This window comes from Pedobacter sp. AJM, assembly GCF_002197755.1.
Lineage (GTDB): Bacteria > Bacteroidota > Bacteroidia > Sphingobacteriales > Sphingobacteriaceae > Pedobacter.
Genome location: NZ_NHOT01000003.1, coordinates 236,187 through 258,461, shown reverse-complemented (window position 1 = coordinate 258,461; position 22,275 = coordinate 236,187). Strand labels below are relative to the sequence as shown.

The 22,275-nt window shown below is 40.5% G+C and carries 22 protein-coding genes and 1 tRNA gene; 10 read left to right on the top strand and 13 right to left on the bottom strand.

Annotated elements, in window-relative coordinates; translation table 11 throughout:
- Positions 1–286: 286 nt before the first annotated feature.
- Positions 287–751 (bottom strand): Lrp/AsnC family transcriptional regulator, encoded by a 465-nt coding sequence (locus CBW18_RS07000; RefSeq protein WP_088300587.1) that lies wholly within the window; start codon positions 749–751, stop codon positions 287–289.
- Positions 752–1,045: 294 nt separating this feature from the next.
- Positions 1,046–2,206 carry a cysteine desulfurase family protein gene (locus CBW18_RS06995; RefSeq protein ID WP_088300586.1) on the bottom strand — a complete coding sequence of 387 codons (1,161 nt, stop codon included), beginning with the start codon at positions 2,204–2,206 and terminating at the stop codon, positions 1,046–1,048.
- An 83-nt stretch (positions 2,207–2,289) separates the two neighbouring features.
- Here CBW18_RS06995 and CBW18_RS06990 point away from each other — a divergent pair, with 83 nt between their 5' ends.
- Positions 2,290–2,487 carry a hypothetical protein gene (locus tag CBW18_RS06990; RefSeq protein WP_088300585.1) on the top strand — a complete coding sequence of 66 codons (198 nt, stop codon included), beginning with the start codon at positions 2,290–2,292 and terminating at the stop codon, positions 2,485–2,487.
- A gap of 358 nt (positions 2,488–2,845) precedes the next feature.
- Entirely contained in the window at positions 2,846–4,189 is a 1,344-nt protein-coding gene (locus tag CBW18_RS06985; protein WP_088300584.1) for a serine hydrolase, read from the top strand.
- 415 nt (positions 4,190–4,604) lie between these two features.
- Here the strand turns inward: CBW18_RS06985 and CBW18_RS06980 are convergent, their stop codons facing one another.
- Complete coding sequence (locus tag CBW18_RS06980) at positions 4,605–5,366, bottom strand: metallophosphoesterase (RefSeq protein WP_088300583.1); 762 nt, start codon at positions 5,364–5,366, stop codon at positions 4,605–4,607.
- 421 nt (positions 5,367–5,787) lie between these two features.
- Between CBW18_RS06980 and CBW18_RS21545 the strand changes: the two genes are divergently transcribed.
- Entirely contained in the window at positions 5,788–6,201 is a 414-nt protein-coding gene (locus CBW18_RS21545; RefSeq protein ID WP_216359207.1) for a hypothetical protein, read from the top strand.
- Positions 6,202–6,548: 347 nt separating this feature from the next.
- On the opposite strand, the gene CBW18_RS06970 is transcribed toward CBW18_RS21545, so the two are convergent.
- Both CBW18_RS06970 and CBW18_RS21835 read right to left on the bottom strand, forming a co-directional pair.
- Positions 6,549–7,466, bottom strand: coding sequence for a GyrI-like domain-containing protein (locus CBW18_RS06970; RefSeq protein ID WP_216359206.1), 918 nt, complete (start codon positions 7,464–7,466; stop codon positions 6,549–6,551).
- 33 nt (positions 7,467–7,499) lie between these two features.
- Positions 7,500–7,721 carry a MepB family protein gene (locus CBW18_RS21835; protein WP_088300582.1) on the bottom strand — a complete coding sequence of 74 codons (222 nt, stop codon included), beginning with the start codon at positions 7,719–7,721 and terminating at the stop codon, positions 7,500–7,502.
- Between the two features lie 91 nt (positions 7,722–7,812).
- Here CBW18_RS21835 and CBW18_RS06960 point away from each other — a divergent pair, with 91 nt between their 5' ends.
- Positions 7,813–8,433 carry a hypothetical protein gene (locus CBW18_RS06960; RefSeq protein WP_140418641.1) on the top strand — a complete coding sequence of 207 codons (621 nt, stop codon included), beginning with the start codon at positions 7,813–7,815 and terminating at the stop codon, positions 8,431–8,433.
- 505 nt (positions 8,434–8,938) lie between these two features.
- Here CBW18_RS06960 and CBW18_RS06955 read toward each other — a convergent pair.
- From CBW18_RS06955 to CBW18_RS06925, 7 genes are all read right to left on the bottom strand, one after another.
- Entirely contained in the window at positions 8,939–9,439 is a 501-nt protein-coding gene (locus CBW18_RS06955; protein WP_088301312.1) for a cupin domain-containing protein, read from the bottom strand.
- A gap of 11 nt (positions 9,440–9,450) precedes the next feature.
- A complete protein-coding gene (locus CBW18_RS06950) occupies positions 9,451–10,512 on the bottom strand; it encodes an alpha/beta hydrolase (protein WP_088300580.1) in 1,062 nt (353 codons plus the stop codon).
- Positions 10,513–10,528: 16 nt separating this feature from the next.
- Positions 10,529–11,260 carry a carboxymuconolactone decarboxylase family protein gene (locus tag CBW18_RS06945; RefSeq protein ID WP_088300579.1) on the bottom strand — a complete coding sequence of 244 codons (732 nt, stop codon included), beginning with the start codon at positions 11,258–11,260 and terminating at the stop codon, positions 10,529–10,531.
- 97 nt (positions 11,261–11,357) lie between these two features.
- Positions 11,358–12,464 carry an alpha/beta fold hydrolase gene (locus tag CBW18_RS06940; RefSeq protein ID WP_216359205.1) on the bottom strand — a complete coding sequence of 369 codons (1,107 nt, stop codon included), beginning with the start codon at positions 12,462–12,464 and terminating at the stop codon, positions 11,358–11,360.
- A gap of 35 nt (positions 12,465–12,499) precedes the next feature.
- A complete protein-coding gene (locus tag CBW18_RS06935; RefSeq protein ID WP_088300578.1) occupies positions 12,500–12,952 on the bottom strand; it encodes a cupin domain-containing protein in 453 nt (150 codons plus the stop codon).
- 45 nt (positions 12,953–12,997) lie between these two features.
- Positions 12,998–13,981: an aldo/keto reductase gene (locus CBW18_RS06930; protein ID WP_088300577.1), complete on the bottom strand. Its 984-nt coding sequence runs from the start codon at positions 13,979–13,981 to the stop codon at positions 12,998–13,000.
- A gap of 19 nt (positions 13,982–14,000) precedes the next feature.
- Positions 14,001–14,852, bottom strand: a complete 852-nt coding sequence (locus tag CBW18_RS06925; protein WP_088301310.1) for an aldo/keto reductase — start codon at positions 14,850–14,852, stop codon at positions 14,001–14,003.
- A gap of 198 nt (positions 14,853–15,050) precedes the next feature.
- Between CBW18_RS06925 and CBW18_RS06920 the strand changes: the two genes are divergently transcribed.
- The 4 genes from CBW18_RS06920 (at position 15,051) to CBW18_RS06900 (ending at position 18,534) form a co-directional block, all read left to right on the top strand.
- Positions 15,051–15,947: an AraC family transcriptional regulator gene (locus CBW18_RS06920; RefSeq protein ID WP_088300576.1), complete on the top strand. Its 897-nt coding sequence runs from the start codon at positions 15,051–15,053 to the stop codon at positions 15,945–15,947.
- Positions 15,948–15,957: 10 nt separating this feature from the next.
- Complete coding sequence (locus tag CBW18_RS06915; protein ID WP_088300575.1) at positions 15,958–16,434, top strand: nuclear transport factor 2 family protein; 477 nt, start codon at positions 15,958–15,960, stop codon at positions 16,432–16,434.
- A gap of 814 nt (positions 16,435–17,248) precedes the next feature.
- Positions 17,249–18,280: a heme-binding protein gene (locus tag CBW18_RS06905; protein ID WP_088300573.1), complete on the top strand. Its 1,032-nt coding sequence runs from the start codon at positions 17,249–17,251 to the stop codon at positions 18,278–18,280.
- Between the two features lie 62 nt (positions 18,281–18,342).
- Positions 18,343–18,534, top strand: a complete 192-nt coding sequence (locus tag CBW18_RS06900; protein ID WP_140418640.1) for a hypothetical protein — start codon at positions 18,343–18,345, stop codon at positions 18,532–18,534.
- A gap of 66 nt (positions 18,535–18,600) precedes the next feature.
- Here the strand turns inward: CBW18_RS06900 and CBW18_RS06895 are convergent.
- A tRNA-Ile gene (locus CBW18_RS06895) sits at positions 18,601–18,674 on the bottom strand.
- A gap of 319 nt (positions 18,675–18,993) precedes the next feature.
- Here CBW18_RS06895 and CBW18_RS06890 point away from each other — a divergent pair.
- Together CBW18_RS06890 and ppk1 are read left to right on the top strand one after the other, a co-directional pair.
- On the top strand, positions 18,994–20,223 hold the full coding sequence (locus tag CBW18_RS06890) for a Pycsar system effector family protein (RefSeq protein WP_088300571.1): 1,230 nt from the start codon (positions 18,994–18,996) through the stop codon (positions 20,221–20,223).
- Positions 20,223–22,265, top strand: a complete 2,043-nt coding sequence (gene ppk1, locus CBW18_RS06885; protein ID WP_088300570.1) for a polyphosphate kinase 1 — start codon at positions 20,223–20,225, stop codon at positions 22,263–22,265. The genes CBW18_RS06890 and ppk1 overlap by 1 nt, the downstream gene beginning before the upstream one ends.
- The last annotated feature ends 10 nt before the right edge of the window (positions 22,266–22,275 follow it).

Sequence of the window (22,275 nt, the reverse complement as noted above, 5' to 3'; positions counted from 1 at the left end):
GGAAAGTTAAACTGGCGTTTTGTAGAAGTTAAGCCAGCATTTTTAGTTAGTTAATGATGAATAAGGGGGCAAGCTGGATGGCTTGCCACTTATTAACGTCGAAGCCTGCTGATATGAAGAATGTTCAGGATATAAATCTTTGATACAGGTGAGATCGATATTCAATTCAATGATTTACCTGCCAGCTTTTAAGTTTTTTCAGCTAATCAGGTACAGGCGCAAACATCCATTCATATGGCGTAGTCAATAGGGTAAAGCCAGTTATATTCGAGGTAAATCCGATCGTTTATGAGATCGGATAGGCGGTATCGCTTTTGGCTTCAGAGAGTACGAAAAAACTTTGTACAGTGGTTATATTAGGCAATGTTGCCAGTTTTTGACGATAGAAGTCGTGATAGGCATCCATATCACGGGTGGCAATTTTCAATACAAAATCGAAGCTTCCGGTCATTTGAAGACACTCCATTACTTCCGGAAATTTTACGACTTCATCTTCGAAGCCTTTAAGTGTTTCCGCGGCATGGTCATTTAACAGTACCTGACTGTATGCGATCAGGTTCCTTTCGATCTTTCGTCTATCCAGAATCACGACCGTCCGCTTGATGTAGCCTAACTTCTTTAGCCTTCTGATTCTTTCATGAATAGTGGCTACTGATTTATACAGCTGGCCTGAAAGCTGCTTGTGTGTGATGCTCGCATCCACCTGGAGAATTCTTAGAATTTCTTTATCTGTTACATCTAGCTCTGTCATATGATTATTGATCTGTTTAAAAGGATAAATGCCGGATTATTTTTGCAATGATCGAATGGCACGGAATCTCCGGTACATTTTATGCTTCTGTTGTATCCGGCCCAATTCATTATTAACATGAAACGTATGAACCGTTATCCATCACCGCAATATACCAAATACTCTTCGGATGAATCAACTATCTATTGAATTTCAAAATTTTACCGGCTGGATGTTTTTTTGATCCTTTTAATGTCATCATTCGCCAGCACTGACGCATTCCTGTTATGGATGAATTGCCTGTATCCATATCTATTATAAGATGACAGCCTGATCCTTAGGTAACAACATACTGCTGATGAATTCAAGCGTGAAGTCGATAGCCTCCACACTGGTCATTTTACTAAATGAAAACCGGATGGTTGCACCTGGAAGATCCTTCTTTAAGGCGGTGATCACGTGACTTCCACCATCATCACCGCTACTGCAGGCACTCCCGCCAGATGCGTAGATTCCTTTCCTGTCCATCAATGCCAACATTAAATCGGTATGAGTTCCGGCAGGAAAATTGACACTCAGAACCGTATAAAGTGAATTTTCTGAACTGTTGAAGCTGATATTTTTCGAGATAGCTTTAAGTCCAAGCCTCATTCTTTTGTTAAGAGATTTGATGTATGAATGATCATGTAAAAAGTTATCCATAGCCAAGGCAAGTGCTTTTGTAAAACCTATAATTCCATGAACATTTTCTGTGCCAGCCCGTTTCTTACGCTCCTGGCTTCCGCCATGGATAAGCGCACCGAACTTTGTTCCATCGCTAACATAAAGAATGCCTGTCCCCTTAGGGCCATGAAACTTATGCCCTGATGCCGAAGCAAAATGAACGCCATAGTCAATCAGGTTGATGGGGTAATGTCCTATGGTTTGTACGCAGTCTGAATGAAAAATTGCACCATGCCGGCGGGCAATAACGCCAACCGCCTCAATTTCCAGCAAAACACCTATCTCATTGTTCGCATGCATCAGGCTAACCAGGCATTTATGACCTTGTTTGGTATATGCTGCCAGTTGATTTTCCAGATCCGGGAGGTCAACTTCTCCCATCGCATTGAGCTTAACCAAAGAACAGCTGAGTTTATTGTACTGACAGTAGTGTTCAACAGTATGGAGCACAGCATGATGTTCTATCGGTGACGTAATGATGTGTGTGCAGCCCAGTTCATTAACTGCAGCCGCAATTGCTGTATTATTGCTTTCTGTTCCTCCGCTTGTAAAATAAATAGAAGTGGCTTTAACACCAAGCATTTCTGCAACCTGTTTTCTTGAGGATTCAATTGCCAGCCTGCTCTGTCTGCCCAAAGCATATATGGATGATGGATTTCCGTAATATTCCTCCATATAAGGGATCATCGATTCGAGAACCTTTGGGTCAAGCTGAGTCGTAGCCGCGTTATCTAGGTATGCAATTTGGTTCATTATGGGAAGTTTATGTTAAACTTATTTTAGCTTCACAAAATTGATGTTGTTGGCGTTCACAATCAATCACCTGTGAATTTTCCATGATTATTCCGGAAATCTGGGGTGATTTGACCCTTATGCCAGAATTTTATGAGGTTTGCCGGGCTGGAAGCATAAATTTTTCAGAATTATTTTTGATTTCAGCGGCATTTAAACAGGAAGTTGAGGCGAAGGCAAATCACCGTATGCCTGAAGCCAATAATACAGAAAGATATAGTTTAGAGCACGGCAGTGTCTAAGGGGCGTTCAAAATACTTTTCTACCTATCAGGGAAAAGACGACTAATTTTGTTCTGCCCAGCTGTAAAAACTTATTCGATAAAATTCGGTATTGGATGCTTTAAAATAGAGCATATGGGATACGGAAATAATCATATCTATGATTTGACTTTGCAATAGCCGTGGCGAAGAGGATGGTTTTACGTTCCACCAGAACCCAGTGGTGATTTGATAAAGAAGAAGATGACCTGTCAAAGTCGGGTAGGATGCTATTTAAATGGGTGTAGAAGAATATAATTTTAATTGAACATAGACCAAACCTAAACCTGTAACTTTTATCTGCAATTTCTATCTAAAAGGAAATTCATTCAACAATTTCATGAGATACTTTTTGCCGATTCTTTTCCTTTTCAGCAGCACCCTTAGCAAATCCCAAACTTTACCACAAAAAATAGATACCCTCATCAGTACTTATGCAAAGCTCAATAAGTTCAACGGCACCATTTTAATTACGAAATCCGGACACACTATTTTTGAAAAGGCATATGGATACCGCAATGCGGAAAAACATATTAAGGCAACAACAAATGATATCTTCCAGTTAGGTTCGCTGACAAAAAGCTTTACTGCTGTTTTGATTATGAAGCTTGTGGAAGAAAAGAAACTTAGTTTAAACACCAGGATTATCACATTTTTTCCCGCAGTCCATCCCGAAAAGGAAATCACCATAGCACAACTGCTGAACCATACATCGGGGATCCGCGAAGAGCTGCGGAATGCAGAATTCCGTGCTAAAGTATTATCCGGCCAGCGTGTAAGCAAACGGGAAATGCTCGGCCTGTATGCGGCCGAACCGCTGGATTTTGAACCTGGAACTGAATTCTCTTATAGCAATTCAGGTTATAATCTTTTAGGAATGGTTATTGAAAAGCTAACGGGAATGTCATACGGAGCAGCCATGTACCAATCTGTTTTTAAGCCATTGGGCATGAGCCATAGTGGTTTTGATTATGCTCAACTAAAAAGCAGCTTAAAAACAAAAGGTTATGCCTACATTTCTTCCACCCGCATTGTCCCTGCAAAAGTATGGGATGCCAGTACAACCTATTCTTCTGGCGGATTGTATAGCAACGCCAGAGATTTAGCGGTATGGAATAGGGCACTCAAAGAAAATAAACTGATTTCTGCCGCCAGCCTCAACAAATCTTACACGTCAGTAAAAGGAGATTATGGATATGGATGGTTTATAGATAGCGTGGCACATCGGAAGATGGCCTATCATGCAGGTAATGTGGAAGGTTCAACAAGCTACTTTTGCCGGATCCCGGAAGATGATATTTGTATTATCATGTTGATTAACCAAACCAGTACGACTATAGAAAGCATTGGTTCAAAAGTTATCGCCTTGTTATATGGCCAAAAATATAGCCTACCCAAACCAAAACAGGCGATCGCACTTACTACTGACCAGGTAGCGAAGTACGTCGGGAAGTATGATATTTCTGATGAGTATATCACTACCATTAGTTTAAAAGACAATCAGCTTTTCATTGCAACCAACCATAAGCCGCCGGTAAAGATGCTTGCCGAAAGTGCCAGCAGGTTTTTTATTGAGGATGCTAATATGAGTTTGATATTCAGCACTACTGCTGAAGGGAAAATTCAGCTGAGTATTCGTGACGGTTTGTGGAGTGGTGCGGGCGATAAGAAAGGAAATGATTGATTACAATTCGAATAGTTGCAGATGTAAATAAACAGCGCCACCGTGCCGTTGACTACATCAATAACCTTAAGGCATTTAATTATATTTTCACCATTTTTTATAAAAACGCCATTGACTGTTCCATCGCTATTTTTTGTAGAGAAAACTGTTGCATCCAAATCCATCAGGAAAAAATTATCTTCAGTTTTTGCCAGCAAATGAAGAAGAGGTATTCCAGACATTCTCAGAACCAATCCATTATCATATGATCTTTAGCCTTAGTGTCTATAGCATAGCAATTATAGACAGGAATTAGTGAAACCTGTATTGCCAGATAAATTTCCAGAAAATGGTTATTTGCGGAGATGGTCATGTAATCTTTCGAACACACTTGAATTTTGTAAAAGACGTCCGAAAACATGCCAGAGCTAATATCTCATTTATCAAAGTTGACCAGCATTGTGCCGATCTGATTATCCTCAATTGTGATGATTCTATAGCCAAATATCCGGTCATTAATCATAATGGATGGAACCGTCTTTTCTATTTGATAGGCGCATGCAGGAGTTGAATACTGGATAATATTTTGTTCGGCACATCTATCTTCCATATGATAGTGCCCGCAAAAGATAGTTACCTCATTTTTAAAGGCCAGCAACACCTGTTTTAATTCGTCACGTCTGCCCAGTGCTGCGCCAAGATGATCTATGGGCGTGGTGATTCCCAAAATTGGATGATGAATGAAGATAATCACTTTTTTCTCTGTCCTCAATTCGTTTTTAAACCAGGCCAATTGTGTACCGCTAATGGAATTTGAAGAAGTATCCAGATAGATGTACTTGTAATGTTCATCTTCCTGTGCATATTTTAGTTCTTGTGTATCATCTGTATCCTCATGGCGATAATATGTTGAAACTATTGCATAAGTATCATGGTTTCCCAGAATAATCCTGGGTTTAAGCCTATATGTATTCATGAGATCAAAGAAGTGCTGATTGGATTTTTCGGAACCAATATCGCCACCGAATACCACTTCAGAGATTCCTTTTTTTACAATGTCCTTCAGAACAGTCCGTAAATTTTCCTGATGCGCATCAGCCGCTTCACGGTAAACCATTTTTTCTGAACCAGACCCTTCATTTATCAGGAAAACCTGTTGCCCCAAATGTGTATCCGTTAAAAATGCTATCTTCTTCATGGTATTGTATCTCACTGAATAAACAAAAATAGGAGTTTCCCTATAAACGCTGATATGGAATAACTGAGGTGTTTTGATTTGGCAATTAACACAACATTAATTTCAATCCCTGGTTATACCAGGAAGTTTTATTTGTAGCTTAATTTACAAAAATGTAATAAAAGTTTAGGAAAAATTATTCACTCAATAACTGTTTTTTTTGCAAAAAAAATTCATAAAATAAAAAATACAGCTTCAACTATATGGACGAACGGATTATAAAAATGCAAAAAGATTTGAGGCTGCTAAAGTGGTATGCTTTAGGTATTACACTACTTTTTATCGGTGCATTGTTTTTTCTTTTACGCCTTCAGGAGTTAAACATTTTGAAGAGATATCAGTAGAAAGAATCAATATACTTGAAAAAGAAGGTAAGTTAAGGATGGTGCTTTCCAATAAAAGCCGGTCACCAGAGTTTCTTGCTTGTGGAAAAGGTTTGACGCCTCCTATACCAGGTGGATTAAGACCGGGCTTAATTTTTTTTAATGATGAGGGTACGGAGAATGGCGGGTTAGTATTTATGGGTGGTAAGGATAGTATTGGAAATTACAATGCTACAGGCCATTTGTCATTTGATCAATATAACCAGAATCAGGTAATTTACCTTCAATACTCAGATACGAATGGTAGTCAAAATACTGGGCTGCATATCGATGATTGGCAAAATTCACCTGATTTTTGGGATTGGCGAACGGCGTACAAGAAGGCTCAAAAACTTCCGGAGGGTAAGGAAAAGGAAGCACTGCTTAAAAAATTGATTGAGCCCAAAGCAGGCCACAGGTCAAATGCAGGTTGATTCAAATGGTAATGCACAGTTGAATTTTTTAGATCAGAAAGGAAAGGTAACATATCGTTTGCCAAGATAATCAATTTATCATATCAGCACATTTTGGAACGACACTTTTTTGCCAATATCATGATGATCGGTGCTGCAATGGCATTTCAGCAGAGGCATGCATAGGAAAGCAAAACTAGGCTGTATTTAAATCATGAAATAAGAGGCATGGTTTAACGGTTTGTGTATAGTTAGGTGGCGGATTTATAAGTACTTTACTTTTTGTTTAACGAGAAGATTATTAGATGTTAAAAACCTTTAATTAGCACAAAACCGCCGTTAACTATACACACTGTACCGCTTTTCTATTATTCAATTGGTATGCAAAAGTCAACAATTGCCTTTCTTTCCGGATGGTCATTAAAGTTGTTGTGATAAATCTCAAAAGGCTTTTTATCCGCTTTTTTATATCCATTTTCGTTCATCCATAAAAACAATCCCGTCCATGATTTCTCAAATTCATTCAGGCCAATTTCAAAACTACCTACAATAAATTTTCCTTTTTGAATTGAAGTTAATCCAATTTCGCCCTTTACTTCAACCGGTTTATTTAGCAAAATTGAAGCACTCCTTCTTACTTTGCTGGCTTCTGTAACCTTAAAACTGTTGTGGTAAATCGTAACCATTTTAGTTTGCGCATTTATCAAACCTTGAGGTGTAGCCCATTTCATTAATGTTTGATAGGCAGATTCAAGGTTCTGTGTTCCAATACTTGACACATAAGCCAAATCCATTTTTGGCATTTCTTTAATTTCAATTTTTGCATTCATGTTGATCCATTTTTTAAGGTTATCAATGATGCAAATGTATTTTTCATAGCTGGGATAGGCTTGTCCGTCCTTGCTTTCAAGTTGACAAATCTTGCTATGTCTATTCGGATTTTGCAGTTTAAATTCTGTTGGACTTATTCCGAAATACTTTTTAAAAGCTCTTGAAAATGAAGAATTATCACTAAATCCGTATCGATATGCTATCTCAGATGTTGTTATATTTTTATGCAACAGGGCCAAAGTTGATTTTTCTATCTTCTGTCTGTTTACGTATTCGTTCAATGTCTCACCTGTAATAAATTTGAAAATCCTATGAAAGTGGAAAGGAGAGAAAAAAGCAATTGCTGCAATTTTATTTAATGACAAATCAGCATCCAGGTTTTCATCAATAAATTCAAACACCCGGTTAATTCGATTTTGATAATCAGCTTGTATTTCTTGATCTGTGATGGTCATTTTTTTAAATGCTGTACAACTTATGCCGATAGTCTATAATATGAGGTATTTTCTATATGCCAAATCTAGAAATAAATCCTGCAACATTAAATTTAGGCGGCTTTTTATCACATTGTCCCATGGTGGATAGGCGCTAATTCTATGTTTTTCCTGTTTATTACTTCTAGTCATTATTCCCTTTTCTGCCAAAACAAATTTTGGAAAAATAGATTGCCCAAAGTCATTTTCGCTGCAATACTTATAAATCCAGATCATCTGATGTAATAAAAGGTTTAGTTATTCTTTCTTAAAGTAATGCCCCATTTATGCCTGTGGATTTCCTTCAAATAATACTTAATTTCGTGATATGAGTAACCTTAACCTACATTCGTCATTTTGGGAACTATTGCCGCTTAAAGGCCTAGGGCCGATACGGTTTTTGACGGATAAATCAATGCTGCAGACACATCACGAAGAACTCGGTTCGATCACGGCAGAAAAAAACGAAAATTTGCAGGAGCAGCAACAGCAACTATATGATACCTTTAATCAGTTCAGTGAATTTTTCAGTCAGGAGGATTTAAATAATGTACTTGAAGCAATGCAGGTGGTCGGAGATAGCCGGGATGATATCTCGAGGGTGTTCATGGATTCAGGAATATCACTGGAATATAAAGGCAATCAATTGGTGGAGGTTTTTGCTGACGACAGGGCGAAACGGCTTCATTTTCAGGGTATGCCCCTTTTTGCTTCAGACCCGACGCAATTGGTGATGTACATCAGCAAGCAATTAAAGGAAGTCCCTTGTATCAAGGACGAGGAAATTGCTTTCCCTGAGCACCATCTTTTTTTATTTTCATTCCTGAGTGAGCAGCCAGGTGGTGCATACCAGGAGGGGAAAAAAAAGGGTAGAACGGTTAGCTGGTGGAATACTGCAAGGCCATATGGTGAGGATCTATCTGCTTACCGTACTTTAGAACTGATTTGAGATCAGGTATTGGCGCAAGCAAAATGAGCTTCTTCCACAACAGGAGGTACATCCCCCTGAGTGTTTGAATACATGCACATCACTTGTTCAATTTTCTACTATTTTCAACGTACTGTTTTATGTCTACGAATTAGGGATAAAATCTTCCCTGTCAGTCGCTATGAGTATTCTCATCAATATAAAATAACCGATACTCAGTGAAAATGTTATCCGAATGGATATGGCCGGGCACTAATTTTCAAACGTATAACAGGATATATAAAAATAATGTTGAAGTGGCTGCTTTACGTTACCTTATTCACGGAGGATTTCTTTTTAAATGTGATTGTTCAGAGTCGATATTTAACAGTTCTTGTTTCTGAATGCAACTGATCGAAAACTCATCATCAAAAACCAAAATTTTGATTTGAACAATGGCATAAGTTTATGACAATAGGTTATGAAGAAATATTTTTTAGGAATGCATGTGACAATTATAGCCCAAACAGATTCAACCCTACCTTAATTATAATATTTTCTTTCTGGCCGCCCGTTCGGCATAATCATCATCACCAACAGCATCCAACCATACCGTGGCTCCTTTTTCCCTGCCTGTAAGGGCAACCTGAACAAATGCCGTATCCGGGCTGGCACCATGCCAGTGAGGAATGTTTGGCGGGCATTTTACTACATCACCCTTGCGAAGGATAATTTTTGATTTACCTTTTTCCTGATAATAGCCCACGCCATCCGTCGCTAATAGAATTTGTCCGGCTGGATGGATGTGCCATTTACTCCTTGCTCCCGGAGCAAAGGTCACATTACCAACTGCTGTTTGATTTATGCTGTCTGCATCTACAAGGGATTTTACCCATACATCTCCTTCAAAATTATAAGTTGTATTTTTATCGCCCCGGGGAAAGAGAAGTTCATTTTTCTGACTTATGCTTTCTGCTTTTTTATTGCCGTTACAAGCTACCAGAAAGATGACCACCAATGGCAGGATGTATTTCAGATGATGTTTCATATTCATTCTATTTAAAGGTTGGCCTGGTAAAATTCAGTCAATTTATTTACGGCCTGTGATACATATTGCGGTTTCCAATAGCTTTGTATGTGAGTAGCGCCTTCGATAACAAAAAGCTCCTTGTTTTTCGCTTTTGTTGCTTTAGGAAATGCCTCATCTGTCATGTACTTTGTATCTGCCTTGCTTCCAACGATCATGAGTAGGGGCTGCTCAATCAGATCCATATTGGATGTAGCATCCCAGGTCATTAAGTCAAGCAGACTGCTCGTGGTATACAAAAAGGTAGAATTTGGATGTGCATGCGTGCGATAATAATATTCATATCCTTCCCGGTAGAGGTCAGTAGGTATTTTGGCGATTTCTTCGTCTGTGATGCTTGCTACTCCGGCATAAGTTATTTTTTTTCCGGCAGCTTCCGCTGCACGTGCATGTGAAGCTTTCAACAAACGCTCCTGGATAGTGGCAACCTGAGAGTTCTGAAAGCCATTACGCCTTACTTCACCCGAATTAAACATACTTAGAGTCGCCACCGCCCTGAATCGTTTGTCAGACTGGACAGCCTTCAGCGTATAGCCGCCACCTCCACAGATCCCCAAAACACCCAGGCGGCTCGCATCAACACCTGGATACCGGGTGATAAAATCTGCCATGCCATGAATGTCTTCCATCCTGGAAGCTGGTTTATCTGTATGACGTGGTTCGCCACCACTTGCACCCTGGTAAGCGGCGTCGGCCGCAATGGTGATATAGCCTGCCTCTGCCAATTGCTGCGCATATAAACCTGCCGTTTGTTCTTTAATCCCACCATTTGGATGAGCCACCGCAACTGCCGGATATTTTTTTGATGCATCATAATTGGCAGGTGTATAAACGTTCGCAGCTATTTCAATACCGTTCAATTTATATTTCACCGGATGAACATTTACTTTTCCCTTTTCATTTTTTGTAATCGCTCCCTCGTATACCAGCATGTAGGGGTTTTGCTGTTTTCCCTTTTGACCGGATTGAGCACATACTACATCCGTAGCGCCCACTGAAATGGCCATTGCGATTATTGATGTTATTTTTTTCATCGTCTTCCTACTCAGTTTAGTTCTTACTTTTTAGCACTTCGCTCAATACCTGTTGTACCTCGGTGGCTTCATTTTTACCCAATTCTTTCTTGATGACTTCAGTAAAATGCTGTAGCTGACCGTCGCTTAGTCCCATATTGAGACAAATTTTCAGGTGCGACTGCAGCATTGGTTCAACACCTCCGATACCAGCTAGTACAGAAATTGTCGCTAACTCCCGCTGCATATAGTTGATGACATCCCTTTCAAAAATATCTGAAAACAGATGTTCTTTCAGAAATACCTCTATGATAGGGGCAAATGCAGCATAACCGGATTGGGTGGAGCCTTTCGGGGCGCCTAAAAGTGTATCTAAAATGGCTTTGCCCCGGTCATATTTGCTGCGCCCGTCTTTGATCGCTGAAGCTTCTCTGCCAGGTACATCATGAATTCCTTTGGCTTTACGCTCATCCAGCACAGTCATGAATGTTTGTAATCCCCTGATACTTCTGGGAAATCCGGCATATGCATAAACATGAACAATTATCTCTCTGATCTCCTTGATCGTCAATCCCTGATCCAGCCCTGCATTCAGTGCCGGTTTAAGTTTCTCTAACTCCCCCTTGCCGGTGAGTGCCGAAATACGGACAATTGCCTGCTGTTGACCGTTTAAAGTCTGCCCGGCTTTTGTTTGGGCATTTACAGCAGTGGATATAAGTACCGAGATCATCAGTGAGGTTAATGCCGGTATTATTTTAAATAGCTTCATAGGTAAATTATTATTTCATAATCAATCCTTTAATGATGTAAAGATCCGAAAGATTGATCAGATAGGAGTAGACGGGTTACGGAGATGATGACCAATATTACTGATCCAATTTCTTATCCTTTAGCCATTTGGACAGCTCATCCGCTACTTGCACATTATTAAGATCAGAAAATGGGAAATGGGTATTGCCTTTAATTTCAATTTCAGGTAGATGTATGACCTGCGCATCACCTCCATGCTTGTTTATGGCCGCTGCCCAGCGTTTTGCCATTTCCAATCCTGAACGCCAATGATCCATGTTCCAAACTGGAGTTGGCTCAGCGGCGATGTTATCACCATAGTACATTACAATCGATATTTTAGTCAGTTTATCAAAGTCTGACTTCGGTATTTCTACTCCCTTCAGTTCCCCAAAAAGTCCTGCAGATTTGATGGGATCTGGCAGTTCTCCTGCCGGAAACACAAAACCGCTATAGGGTTCGTAGGCTATGATGGCCTTAACTTTATCATTTTTAATGGCTGTTGTCCAACCGGGGCCACCTCCCTGGGAATGGGTGACTAAAATCCCATCGCCGATTTTGTTAAATAATTGTGAAACCGCATTAGCAACAACATTGCCATCGAAAGCGCCGGTGTTCGGGGTCATCTGCCTGTAAAACTGCTCCAGCGAGCCATTGTCCTTAGGGAATTGAACGCCGGGAAAATAATCCGGATAGTTGCCTATTCTGAACTGGGTAAACCAGAACTGCTCATCAGCGGTTGGCTTTACCTCAGCAGCGACAGTGCTTTTACCGGCTTCTCCGCGCCGGGGCTGATCCAATAAGTAAACACCATAGCCTCTGCGCAGGAAAATATTTTGAAAACCCTCCCTTCCGTCGGGGGTGGTTTCCCATGTTCTCTTAGACTGACCCGCACCATGCAGAAATACCAGGGGATATTTGTGTGCCTTCACAGGAATTTGATAAAAAACATAAGCATGGTCTCCATGAAAAGTTTGTCCCTGCGGCTTTAGTGCATTAGCTAACTCAAACTCACCAGGCTGTGAAACCTTTATGCCGCCAATGGCAAAACTTCCTTGTTGGCGAATGACTAACTCATTATGATCAACTCCGGCATTTATAATAGTACATGCTGACAATATTACCGATGTTATCACCACTGTTAATCCGACCTTTATCCTGATATTTCCTGCCTTCATTTTCATCGTTGATTGATTTTTATTTTTTATCGTGTTTACAACTATTTTTTTTCTTTGTACACCACATCAGATACCCGTTCAAGCCAAGTGGTTTTCCCTTTTTCAGTAGGTGAGGTGGCAATATAGGTTACCCCGGTTTCAGAAGTTGCTCCATGCCAGTGTTCAACTCCGGGCATACAACGGATGACCTGTCCTTTGCGCACTGTTTGTTTGGTTTTGCCTCTTTCCATGTAATAACCCACTCCTTCAGTAATAATTAAAATCTGTCCTCCGGGGTGGGTATGCCAATCCAATCTGGCACCGGGATCAAATATGGCCACAGAAGTACCATAGCTGAAAACGCTGTCTGCCGGCTGAAGCTCCGTAAGCCAGACATTACCTACATGATGGACATTTGGCGCCTTTTCTCCTTTCGGAAATATCGGCGTTTGCTGTGCTTTAACTGTAATACCTGCTAATGCCAGCATAATCAGTACATATAATTTTTTATTCATTTTCTTATTTTAAAGTCTACGCATAATTTGTTCTGTTTATTGAAATTACCCACCTACCATTTTTTGACTCTGCGCCGGGTAGCGATGTCCATGTATTTCAATCTGATTCAAAGCAGCCTGTATTTCAGTTAGTTCGATTTCAGTAAGACTGATGGCTGCCGCAGCAAGATTCTCTTCCAGTCGGGGTAATTTGGTTGTTCCGGGAATTGGCACTATCCATGGCTTTTGTGCCAGTAACCAGGCAAGTGAGATTTGTGCCGGACTGGCGTTTTGTTTTGATGCGATACTTCCCAGCAGGTTTACCAATGCCTGATTGGCTTTGCGGTTTTCCTCAGAAAAACGTGGTACGGTGTTTCGGAAGTCAGTGGTATCGAACCTGGTGTTTTCATCAATCCTGCCAGTTAAAAATCCTTTGCCAAGCGGACTAAACGGAACAAAGCCAATTCCAAGTTCTTCCAGAAGAGGGATTATCTCTTTTTCGGGTTCACGCCACCATAATGAATATTCACTTTGCAATGCCGCTATTGGCTGAACAGCATGTGCCTTACGAATTGACCCCTCACCAGCTTCAGAAAGTCCGAAGTGTTTTACTTTGCCCTCAGCAATCAGCTCTTTAACTGTTCCCGCCACCTCTTCAATGGGTACGTTCAGATCTACGCGATGCTGGTAAAATAAATCAATACGATCTGTTTTTAGCCGGGTTAAGGACGCTTCTGCTACCGCTCTTATTGTTTCTGGACGACTATCCAATCCTTCGCTGGTGCTGGCATTTTTAAAACCAAATTTAGTCGCGATAACCACTTCATCACGAAAGGGTGCAAGTGCTTCACCTAGAAGTTCTTCATTGGTATATGGTCCGTAAACTTCTGCGGTATCAAAAAAGGTCACTCCAAGCTGAAATGCCTTTTGGATCAATTCGATCGCCTTACTTTTATCGGCAGCCGGGCCGTAGCCAAAGCTCAATCCCATGCAACCTAATCCTAATGCTGATACTTCCAATCCACTTCCACCTAATATTCTCTTTTGCATAATCTCTAATGATTAAATTTTATTCACCTACTTTTCTTTCACCAAGCCATTTAACCATAGCGGGATCGCGATGGTCAAAAAACAAACTTTTCCCGGTATCCAGCGTAGCGATTTCTTGCATATCCTCTTCGCTTAACCTGAAATTAAAAACATCAAAATTTTCATTGATCCTTTCCTTTCGAACTGATTTCGGAATAACAACAATGTCGCGCTGAATCATCCAGCGAAGTATGACCTGGGCGACACTTTTGTTATGTTTACCTGCAATGGAGGATAGCAACGGATGGCTGAATATTGCGTTCTTGCCTTCTGCAAACGGTCCCCAGGACTCAATCTGCACGCCGTTTTCTTTTAAAAAAGCTTGTGTATCTGTTTGCTGGTTAAAGGGATGTGTTTCTACCTGGTTCACTGCCGGTACCACTTTGTTGTGTATAATTAAATCCATAACCCGGTCAGGATGGAAGTTACTTACACCAATAGCCTTTATTTTTCCAGACCCATAAATTCCTTCCATTGCCCGCCATGCCCCATGCACATCGCCGTAAGGCTGATGGATCAGGTAAAGATCGAGGTAATCCAGCTGAAGTTTTTTTAGTGATCTTTCAAAGGCCAGCTTAGCTTTTTCATAACCCGCATCTGAAACCCATAATTTAGTGGTGATAAAAAGTTCTTCCCTGGCAATTCCGCTTTCCTTTATGGCCTTGCCTACAGCTTCTTCATTTCCATAGATGGCCGCAGTATCAATTAAACGGTATCCTGCCTCAATTGCCTGTAAAACACTTCTCTCACATTCATTCAGGTCAGTTACCTGAAATACGCCAAATCCTAAAACAGGCATTTGCAGTCCATTATTTAATTTTACATGATTCATAACATTCATTATTAATGACAATACATCATAAGTTGTTTTTAATAACTAAACCCATTATCAGGTACAAAGTTCGTGTCTTAGAAACCCCAAACAGGTAGATAAATTACTGCTTATACTACCAATATTACTGATCGGGCTGCTGATGGTAAATTAACGTGGCAGTAATGATTAACTTTGATCAACAAATTTGAAAAATGTATGGAAAGAGAATTTAACTTTCAGACGGTCAGCGAATACAATGATTTCAATAATCATGAAACCGGTCATCCTTTGGTGAGTGTTATTGATTTTTCACAGGCAGCGAAAAGAACAGGATCAAAAATGCACTTTGAACTGTATTGCATTTTTTTGAAAGACGTAAAATGCGGCGATTTGAAATATGGTCGTCAGCATTACGATTACCAGGAAGGAACGCTGGTGTTCATCTCGCCCGGCCAGGTGGTTGACGTTGAAAACAAGGTAGACGAATACCAGCCAATGGGACACGGCTTAGTTTTCCATCCTGATCTGCTGCTGGGCACTTCATTGGGGAAAAGCATCAGTGATTACAATTTTTTTAGTTACTACACCAATGAAGCACTGCATCTTTCAGCAAAGGAGCGTAAACTGGTGCTTGATTTATTTGCTAAGCTACACAGCGAATTGCATCAAACCATCGACAAGCATAGTAAAAAAGTGATTGCCTCGGGGATTGAATTACTTTTGAGTTATTGTGAGCGATTTTACGACAGGCAGTTTATTACCAGGGATACGGTGAATAAAGGAATGCTCGAAAAATTCGAAGGATTGCTGAATGGCTATTTCAATTCAGAAAAGCCTTACACTATCGGACTACCCAGTGTGGCTTATTGCGCCGATGAACTACACCTTTCTGCCAATTATTTTGGGGATCTTATCAAAAAAGAAACAGGTAAGTCTGCCCAGGAATTTATCCAGGCCAAGATCATTGAAGTGGCTAAAAATAAAATCTTTGACAGCAGTAAGACGGTAAATGAAATCGCTTACGATTTAGGATTCAAGTATCCGCAGCACTTCATCAGATTGTTTAAAAAGCGCGTGGGCAGTACCCCGGCTGAATATAGAACCCTCAATTAAAGCACAGATCATGAAAAAACTAGTTTATGCATTGTTTATCCTCTTCGGAGGTGTTCAGTACGCTCATGCACAAGCGTCAACCGCAAATGTAGCTACGCCCACAAAAGTTGAACAGGAACTACTGGACCTTTCCAGAAAGAAATGGCTTTGGATGGCAGATAAAAATGTAGATTCACTTGCACTGTTATTTGATCCAAAAGCCATGTTCGTACACATGGGAGGCAGTTGGGGAACAACTCAGGAACTGAATATCATTAAATCAGGAGGCATTCACTACAAAAAAGCAGAGGTCTATTCGGCTTCGGTTAAAATCATCGACAATACTGCCATTCTATTAAACGACATCGATTTGATAGCTGCCTTGGGTAATAATGAGGTGATCAATCCTTTCATGGTAACAGAAGTATACATCAGAAAAAATGGCAAGTGGATTATGGGTTCTCTCACATTTTCTAAACTCTCCAGACCTGTGAAACTTAAACAATAAACTTCCACAGAAGAAGATGGAAAAAAACTGATTTTTTAACGTTTCCTTGCGTCTCCTGCTTTTTCTGACAATACTCTTCTTTGCTTCAAGAATTGCTATTCATCTATCAGTTGGCCGCTCATCAACCTAAAAATTCATGGCTATACATCAATGGATATGAACAGATTGACGAGATAAAACTTAGGTTGATGGGTGAGAAATCAAACAGCAAATTAATCTTTTTAAAAATACTTTCCATATTCGCCGGACAGAAAGCGAAACGTTTTTTCCCGAAACAAAAAAAGTTTCGGAAAAGAACGTTTCGGGTAGGAGAAACAATTTTACGAGAAACAAAAAAAAGTTTCTCCTGAATTTGTTTCTCTTCGAAATTGGCCGCTTCAGTCTAAAATTGTCTGCATAGAAAATTCCGCACTTCTCAAAAACCAGTATTATTGAAGATTTTATGTGCTAGCCGGGCTCGAACCAGCGTCCAAAAGAAAAGTATTCAAGTCTATTCCTCAACAATCAAAGAGGTCATCAGAAAGGCAATTTTAAATTCCTCAATAATAATTTAGTGTAGTGATCCATAGGTACAGGTGTTCGGAATCAACTGGCCGGCACAAACAATGCTACTTGAACAGGGTAAAATCACCTGCTTTATTTACGTATAATCACCTGTTTTTTAAATATTTAATAGGAATTTAAAACTATATGAATAGATTTAATTAACCACCTTTACAACCCCCTTGTGTAAACATTAAATGTAAACCGACAAAGGATAAGACAGAGGGGGTGGGAATGCATTTTAATCGTATAAACCTTAAACAAACAAGATATGACAGAGAAATTAAACCGTTTCGGCATGGGTGCACAATTTGTGCCTGCTGAAGCACTCGGGCTTGCAGAACTTGGCCCTTTAAAACAATTGGTAGGCGAATGGGAAAGCGTAGTCATAAATGGAACCGGCGGCGTTACACCAAGTGGATGGAATGTAATATCCGTACCGCACCCTGACGGATTTATTTTTGAGGTGATACCTTATAAAGAAAACCTGAAATTCTCCACCGTGGCTGTTAGCGCAGGGAACAGGGGGCCTGTTCTGAATGGAAAGGAATTTGATCAGCAGATATTCGGCCTGTTTTATGAGCAGCAGATCATCAGCGTATGCGATACCGACTTTTGCAACACCAGGGGCTTTGGCAATGGCCAGATCATACATGCTGAAACAGGTTTAATGCTTTTTATAACAAATTTTAACGGCGGCTTTGATATTGCCCGCTTAGGTACCATCCCTCATGGTAACGCGGTATTGGCGCTTGGTAAAGCTTTAACAGTACCTGCGCCGGATACGAATTTCTTCGAAGTGGCCTCTGCAGAATGCACGCATCTTGATGGCAGCCCGATTACGGCGCTTGGGTATAATGATAAGATCATCGGTGTTCCTCAGTTCCCTGGCTTTGCACAATCTGATCCGAATAGCTTCCTGAAAACAACACTTGATGGCATCGTAGGAAAAGGCTCCATTACCGATATGACGGTTCTTCCGATGTCTACCAAACACCCTGATGCCACGGGTGGAATTCTGAACATCCCGTTTATTCAAACCAATGTTACAGCAACATCCATGGATGCAATTTTTTGGATTGAAAACATCACCGGCGGCAGCGAAACGGAACTTCTGCAATACACTCAAACCATTAACCTGGTATTTCCGGCCACCGGCACGGTTGAACCTATCATTTGGCCGCATATCACCGTGAGTACCCTGAAGCGCATGCAGGGCGTATCCGAATTAGGAGCTGTGGAAAGCCTGAAAGCTTCTGCCGCTGAGAATGTAATAGACACTCCGGGCGTTCCGCAATTATAAGTTTGACAATTTGCAGCTATACAGATCAATTGTATTACCAAACTGATAATCCTACTGTTATTATGAAAGATCAACCTCAATACAGGTTATGGAAAGATGCGGATCCGGATGTAGCCATAGTAGGGGCGGGTATGTCCGGCCTCTATTCGGCTTACCGTTTATGCACCGGCACCACTACAGGCGAAATCCAGGTTGGTAGCTCACCAACTGCAAAACTCAAGGCTGTACATTTCAAAAAACAGCATTTAAACTAATATTAAAGCAGATTAATTTTTTAACTAAAAAACAAAACCCTCTTTACGGATTGTAAAGAGGGTTTGTGGGCCCAGCTGGGCTCGAACCAGCGACCAAAAGATTATGAGTCTTCTACTCTAACCAACTGAGCTATAGGCCCCGAAAAAACATTTGTTTTTTGCGAGTGCAATGTTACAAATTTGCATCCGCTTTTAAAAAACTTTTTTTCAAAAAATAACGTAAATGTGTCATCAATCTAATTTTCAGGTGATTGTATTGATAACTTTCAGGACGCACCTGATTGAGTAAGAAACAGGGAGCATAATCCACCAGGTCCGGATTTTGTTAAATGTTTAAAGGCTTGATTTTATTTAAATTTAACGTAGTTTTATATCCGGTATCACCCGTCATTTTTTTTTGTTTTCAAGAAGCAGAAAACTGCGTGAGTGAACCATAAAAAAAGATCACATTAGAGCACTATGTCCCAAGACTATAAACAATTGCAACTTGAGGTAGAAAAACAGGTTAGTAATTATTTTCATACCCATCATGATCCACGCCTGGTTTATCATAACCTGGAACACACCCGTGAAGTGGTCAATGCTGCGCAGCAAATTGCCAATCACTACCAGTTAAATGAAGCGGATTTTTTCACCATTACTGTTGCGGCTTATTTTCATGATACCGGCTATTTCGATGATGCATTGAAACATGAGGAAAAAGGAGCAGAGCTGGCCGAAAAATTCTTAAGCGAACACCAGGTGGGGGAAGACATCAAAGAAAAGGTTAAAAATGCGATTTTAGCCACCAGGATTCCACAAAAGCCTAAAAGTCAGCTCGACAAAATCATTTGCGATGCTGATTTATTTCACCTGGGCCTGCCCGATTTCCGCAAGAAAGGAAAGCTGATGCACAAAGAAGTTGAACTGATATACAAAAAAAAAATCAGCAAACTGGATTGGCGCAAAAGAGACATCCAGTTTATGGAGTCGCACCATTACCAAACCGACTATGCCGCCCTGTTGCTCAACGATCAGAAACAGGCGAATATCAGTAAGCTTAAAAGCAAGCTGACTGCACAGGAAGAAATCGCCACCGAACAGGAGGAACCTAAAAATTTTGCACCTTCATTGGTGCTGGATGATAAAGAGGGTAAAAAGAAAGGCAAAGGCGACCGGCCGGATAAAGGAATTGAAACCATGTTCAGGATTACCTCGGCCAACAACCAACGCTTAAGCGATATGGCAGATAATAAAGCACACATCCTGATAACGGTAAATTCCATCATGCTTTCACTGATTGTAAGTTTGTTGCTCAGAAGACTGGAAGACCACGGAAACCTGATTATTCCCACGTTTATCCTGCTCATGGTGAGTTTAACCTGTGTGGTGGTATCTATCTTATCTACCCGCCCGTCAATTCCACAGGGAGAGTTTACCCAGGAAGACATGGACAATAAGAAAGTTAACCTCTTGTTTTTCGGTAATTTTTATAAAATGAGCTTACCCCGCTATACTGATGGCATGATTCAGGTCATGAATGATAAGGACTTTTTGTATGGCACATTGATCACAGATGTCTATTCTCAGGGGGTCGTTTTAGGTCGGAAATATAAACTGATCCGCCTGGCTTATAATATTTTTATGTTTGGGTTAATTGCGGCGGTATTGGCTTTTGTTATTGCATACGCAGCTTACGGTAAACTTTAATGGCGCAAACTACAGAAACTGCTTTTTTCAACAGAGATCTAAGCTGGCTGAAATTTAATGAACGAATTTTAACAGAAGCAGGACGCAGCACGGTTCCATTACTGGAGCGGATTAAATTTCTTTCCATTTTTTCCTCCAATCTGGACGAGTTTTATCGCGTCAGGATGCCTGTATTACTGGCACTCGAAAAATTAAGCAATAAGGAAAATAATGATATTCATATTGAAGAAGACCTGCTGAGAAGTGCCAATCATTTAATTACCCGTCAGCAGCAGCAATATGGCAGAATCCTGCAGCTGGAGATTATTCCGCAGTTAAAAGAAAAGCAGATTAACCTGCTTTACGGACAGCCATTTCCACCGGAGATTCAAAAACCAGTTACCAGATATTTTTTGAGCCAGGTGATGGCCTTTCTTCAACCGGTTTACCTGGATCAGGAGACCAATTTTTTTCCTGCAAATAATGAGCTGTATTTCCTCATTACTTTAAAAAATGAGCATGAAACCAAGTCGGTAATTTTAAATATCCCATCCAATGAGTTGCCGCGGTTTTATAAAACAGAAGGGGAAAATGAAACTTTCGTGGTGTTTCTTGATGATATCGTACGGTTTCACCTGGATCGGGTATTTCCGTTGGATGAGGTACTGGGTTGTTTTAGTTTTAAAATTACAAGAGATGCGGAGATTGACCTGAAGGATGAGTATTCCGGAAATTTATCCGATCAGCTGGAAAAGCAGCTGATGAAGCGGGATTTGGGTTTAGCCACCCGTTTTCTGCATCAGCCGGGCATTCCTCCAAATGTTTTTGAGGAGATGACAAAGCTCTTCAACCTTAAAAAAGCAAACAGGGTAGAGGGTGGTCAGTACCATAACCTGAAAGACCTGATGGCTTTTCCGGTGAAAAATGATCAGCTTTTAAATGCATCATGGCGCAAAATCTGCAATACTGATTTCGTAGAAAAGACACTTACAGCAGCCATTACCAAAAAGGATATCATCATTCATACACCCTTTCAAAGTTATGATAGCGTGCTGCGGTTCTTCAATGAAGCCGCTATAGATGAAAATGTCAAGGAGATTTATGTAACACTTTACCGGGTAGCGAGCGATTCAAAAATTGTGAATGCCTTAATCAGTGCCGCTAAAAACGGGAAGAAAGTAACCGTTCTGGTGGAGTTGAAGGCCCGGTTTGATGAAGCGAATAACATCAAGTGGGCTAAAAAAATGAAATCAGTTGGAGTCGACATTATTTACAGCGTAACAGCCCTTAAGGTGCATGCAAAGGTAGCATTGGTAAAACGTGAAATAGCGGGCCGGATGCATTATCTGGGATTGTTTGCTACCGGAAATTTTAATGAAAGCACGGCTTCTTTTTATACAGACCATATCTTAATGACCGCCCATAAAGAAATGCTGCGCGAAGTGGAGTTATTGTTTATTTTTCTGGCAAAACGCATAAAGCCTGCTTCTGCTGATCTTATTCCTTTTCAGCATTTGCTGGTGGCCCAGTTTAACCTGCAGCAGGCTTTTCTTCAGTTGATTGAGCGGGAAATTGAACATGCCAGGCAAGGTAAACCGGCAACCATCACCATTAAAATGAATAACCTCGAAGAAAAGGTTTTAATCAATAAACTATACGAGGCATCGCAAAGTGGGGTAAAGATAGACATGTTTGTGCGGAGCATCTGCAGGTTGATTCCGGGGGTGAAGGGAATGAGCGAAAATATTACAGTTACCAGAATTGTAGACCGTTACCTGGAGCACGGACGGATTTTTATCTTCCATAACGAAGGTAAAAACGATGTTTATCTAGGGTCTGCCGACTGGATGAACCGGAATATTTACCGCAGGATAGAAGTTTGCTTTCCTATTTATGACGAGCAAATTAAAAAGGAAATCCTGGAAATTATCGAGATTCAAAAACAGGATAAGATGCAGGCTGTTATAATAAATGATCAAATGGAAAATGTTCCCGTTCAAACTGGTGAACCTGCCATTGCTTCACAACTGGCCATCTATCAATTTTTAAAAAACAAGTATTAAATTTTCATTT

Bases quoted from the DNA above. Each gene is read 5' to 3' on its own strand.
- CBW18_RS07000 (WP_088300587.1), bottom strand. From the start codon at position 751: ATGACAGAGCTAGATGTAACAGATAAAGAAATTCTAAGAATTCTCCAG.
- CBW18_RS06915 (WP_088300575.1), top strand. From the start codon at position 15,958: ATGAAAAAACTAGTTTATGCATTGTTTATCCTCTTCGGAGGTGTTCAG.
- CBW18_RS06995 (WP_088300586.1), bottom strand. From the start codon at position 2,206: ATGAACCAAATTGCATACCTAGATAACGCGGCTACGACTCAGCTTGAC.
- CBW18_RS06930 (WP_088300577.1), bottom strand. From the start codon at position 13,981: ATGCAAAAGAGAATATTAGGTGGAAGTGGATTGGAAGTATCAGCATTA.
- CBW18_RS06940 (WP_216359205.1), bottom strand. From the start codon at position 12,464: ATGAAAATGAAGGCAGGAAATATCAGGATAAAGGTCGGATTAACAGTG.
- CBW18_RS06955 (WP_088301312.1), bottom strand. From the start codon at position 9,439: ATGAAACATCATCTGAAATACATCCTGCCATTGGTGGTCATCTTTCTG.
- CBW18_RS06925 (WP_088301310.1), bottom strand. From the start codon at position 14,852: ATGAATCATGTAAAATTAAATAATGGACTGCAAATGCCTGTTTTAGGA.
- CBW18_RS21835 (WP_088300582.1), bottom strand. From the start codon at position 7,721: ATGATCTGGATTTATAAGTATTGCAGCGAAAATGACTTTGGGCAATCT.
- CBW18_RS06960 (WP_140418641.1), top strand. From the start codon at position 7,813: ATGAGTAACCTTAACCTACATTCGTCATTTTGGGAACTATTGCCGCTT.
- CBW18_RS06890 (WP_088300571.1), top strand. From the start codon at position 18,994: ATGTCCCAAGACTATAAACAATTGCAACTTGAGGTAGAAAAACAGGTT.
- CBW18_RS06920 (WP_088300576.1), top strand. From the start codon at position 15,051: ATGGAAAGAGAATTTAACTTTCAGACGGTCAGCGAATACAATGATTTC.
- CBW18_RS06900 (WP_140418640.1), top strand. From the start codon at position 18,343: ATGAAAGATCAACCTCAATACAGGTTATGGAAAGATGCGGATCCGGAT.
- CBW18_RS06990 (WP_088300585.1), top strand. From the start codon at position 2,290: ATGATTATTCCGGAAATCTGGGGTGATTTGACCCTTATGCCAGAATTT.
- CBW18_RS06980 (WP_088300583.1), bottom strand. From the start codon at position 5,366: ATGAAGAAGATAGCATTTTTAACGGATACACATTTGGGGCAACAGGTT.
- CBW18_RS06935 (WP_088300578.1), bottom strand. From the start codon at position 12,952: ATGAATAAAAAATTATATGTACTGATTATGCTGGCATTAGCAGGTATT.
- CBW18_RS06905 (WP_088300573.1), top strand. From the start codon at position 17,249: ATGACAGAGAAATTAAACCGTTTCGGCATGGGTGCACAATTTGTGCCT.
- CBW18_RS06985 (WP_088300584.1), top strand. From the start codon at position 2,846: ATGAGATACTTTTTGCCGATTCTTTTCCTTTTCAGCAGCACCCTTAGC.
- CBW18_RS06950 (WP_088300580.1), bottom strand. From the start codon at position 10,512: ATGAAAAAAATAACATCAATAATCGCAATGGCCATTTCAGTGGGCGCT.
- CBW18_RS06970 (WP_216359206.1), bottom strand. From the start codon at position 7,466: ATGACCATCACAGATCAAGAAATACAAGCTGATTATCAAAATCGAATT.
- CBW18_RS21545 (WP_216359207.1), top strand. From the start codon at position 5,788: ATGGTGCTTTCCAATAAAAGCCGGTCACCAGAGTTTCTTGCTTGTGGA.
- ppk1 (WP_088300570.1), top strand. From the start codon at position 20,223: ATGGCGCAAACTACAGAAACTGCTTTTTTCAACAGAGATCTAAGCTGG.
- CBW18_RS06945 (WP_088300579.1), bottom strand. From the start codon at position 11,260: ATGAAGCTATTTAAAATAATACCGGCATTAACCTCACTGATGATCTCG.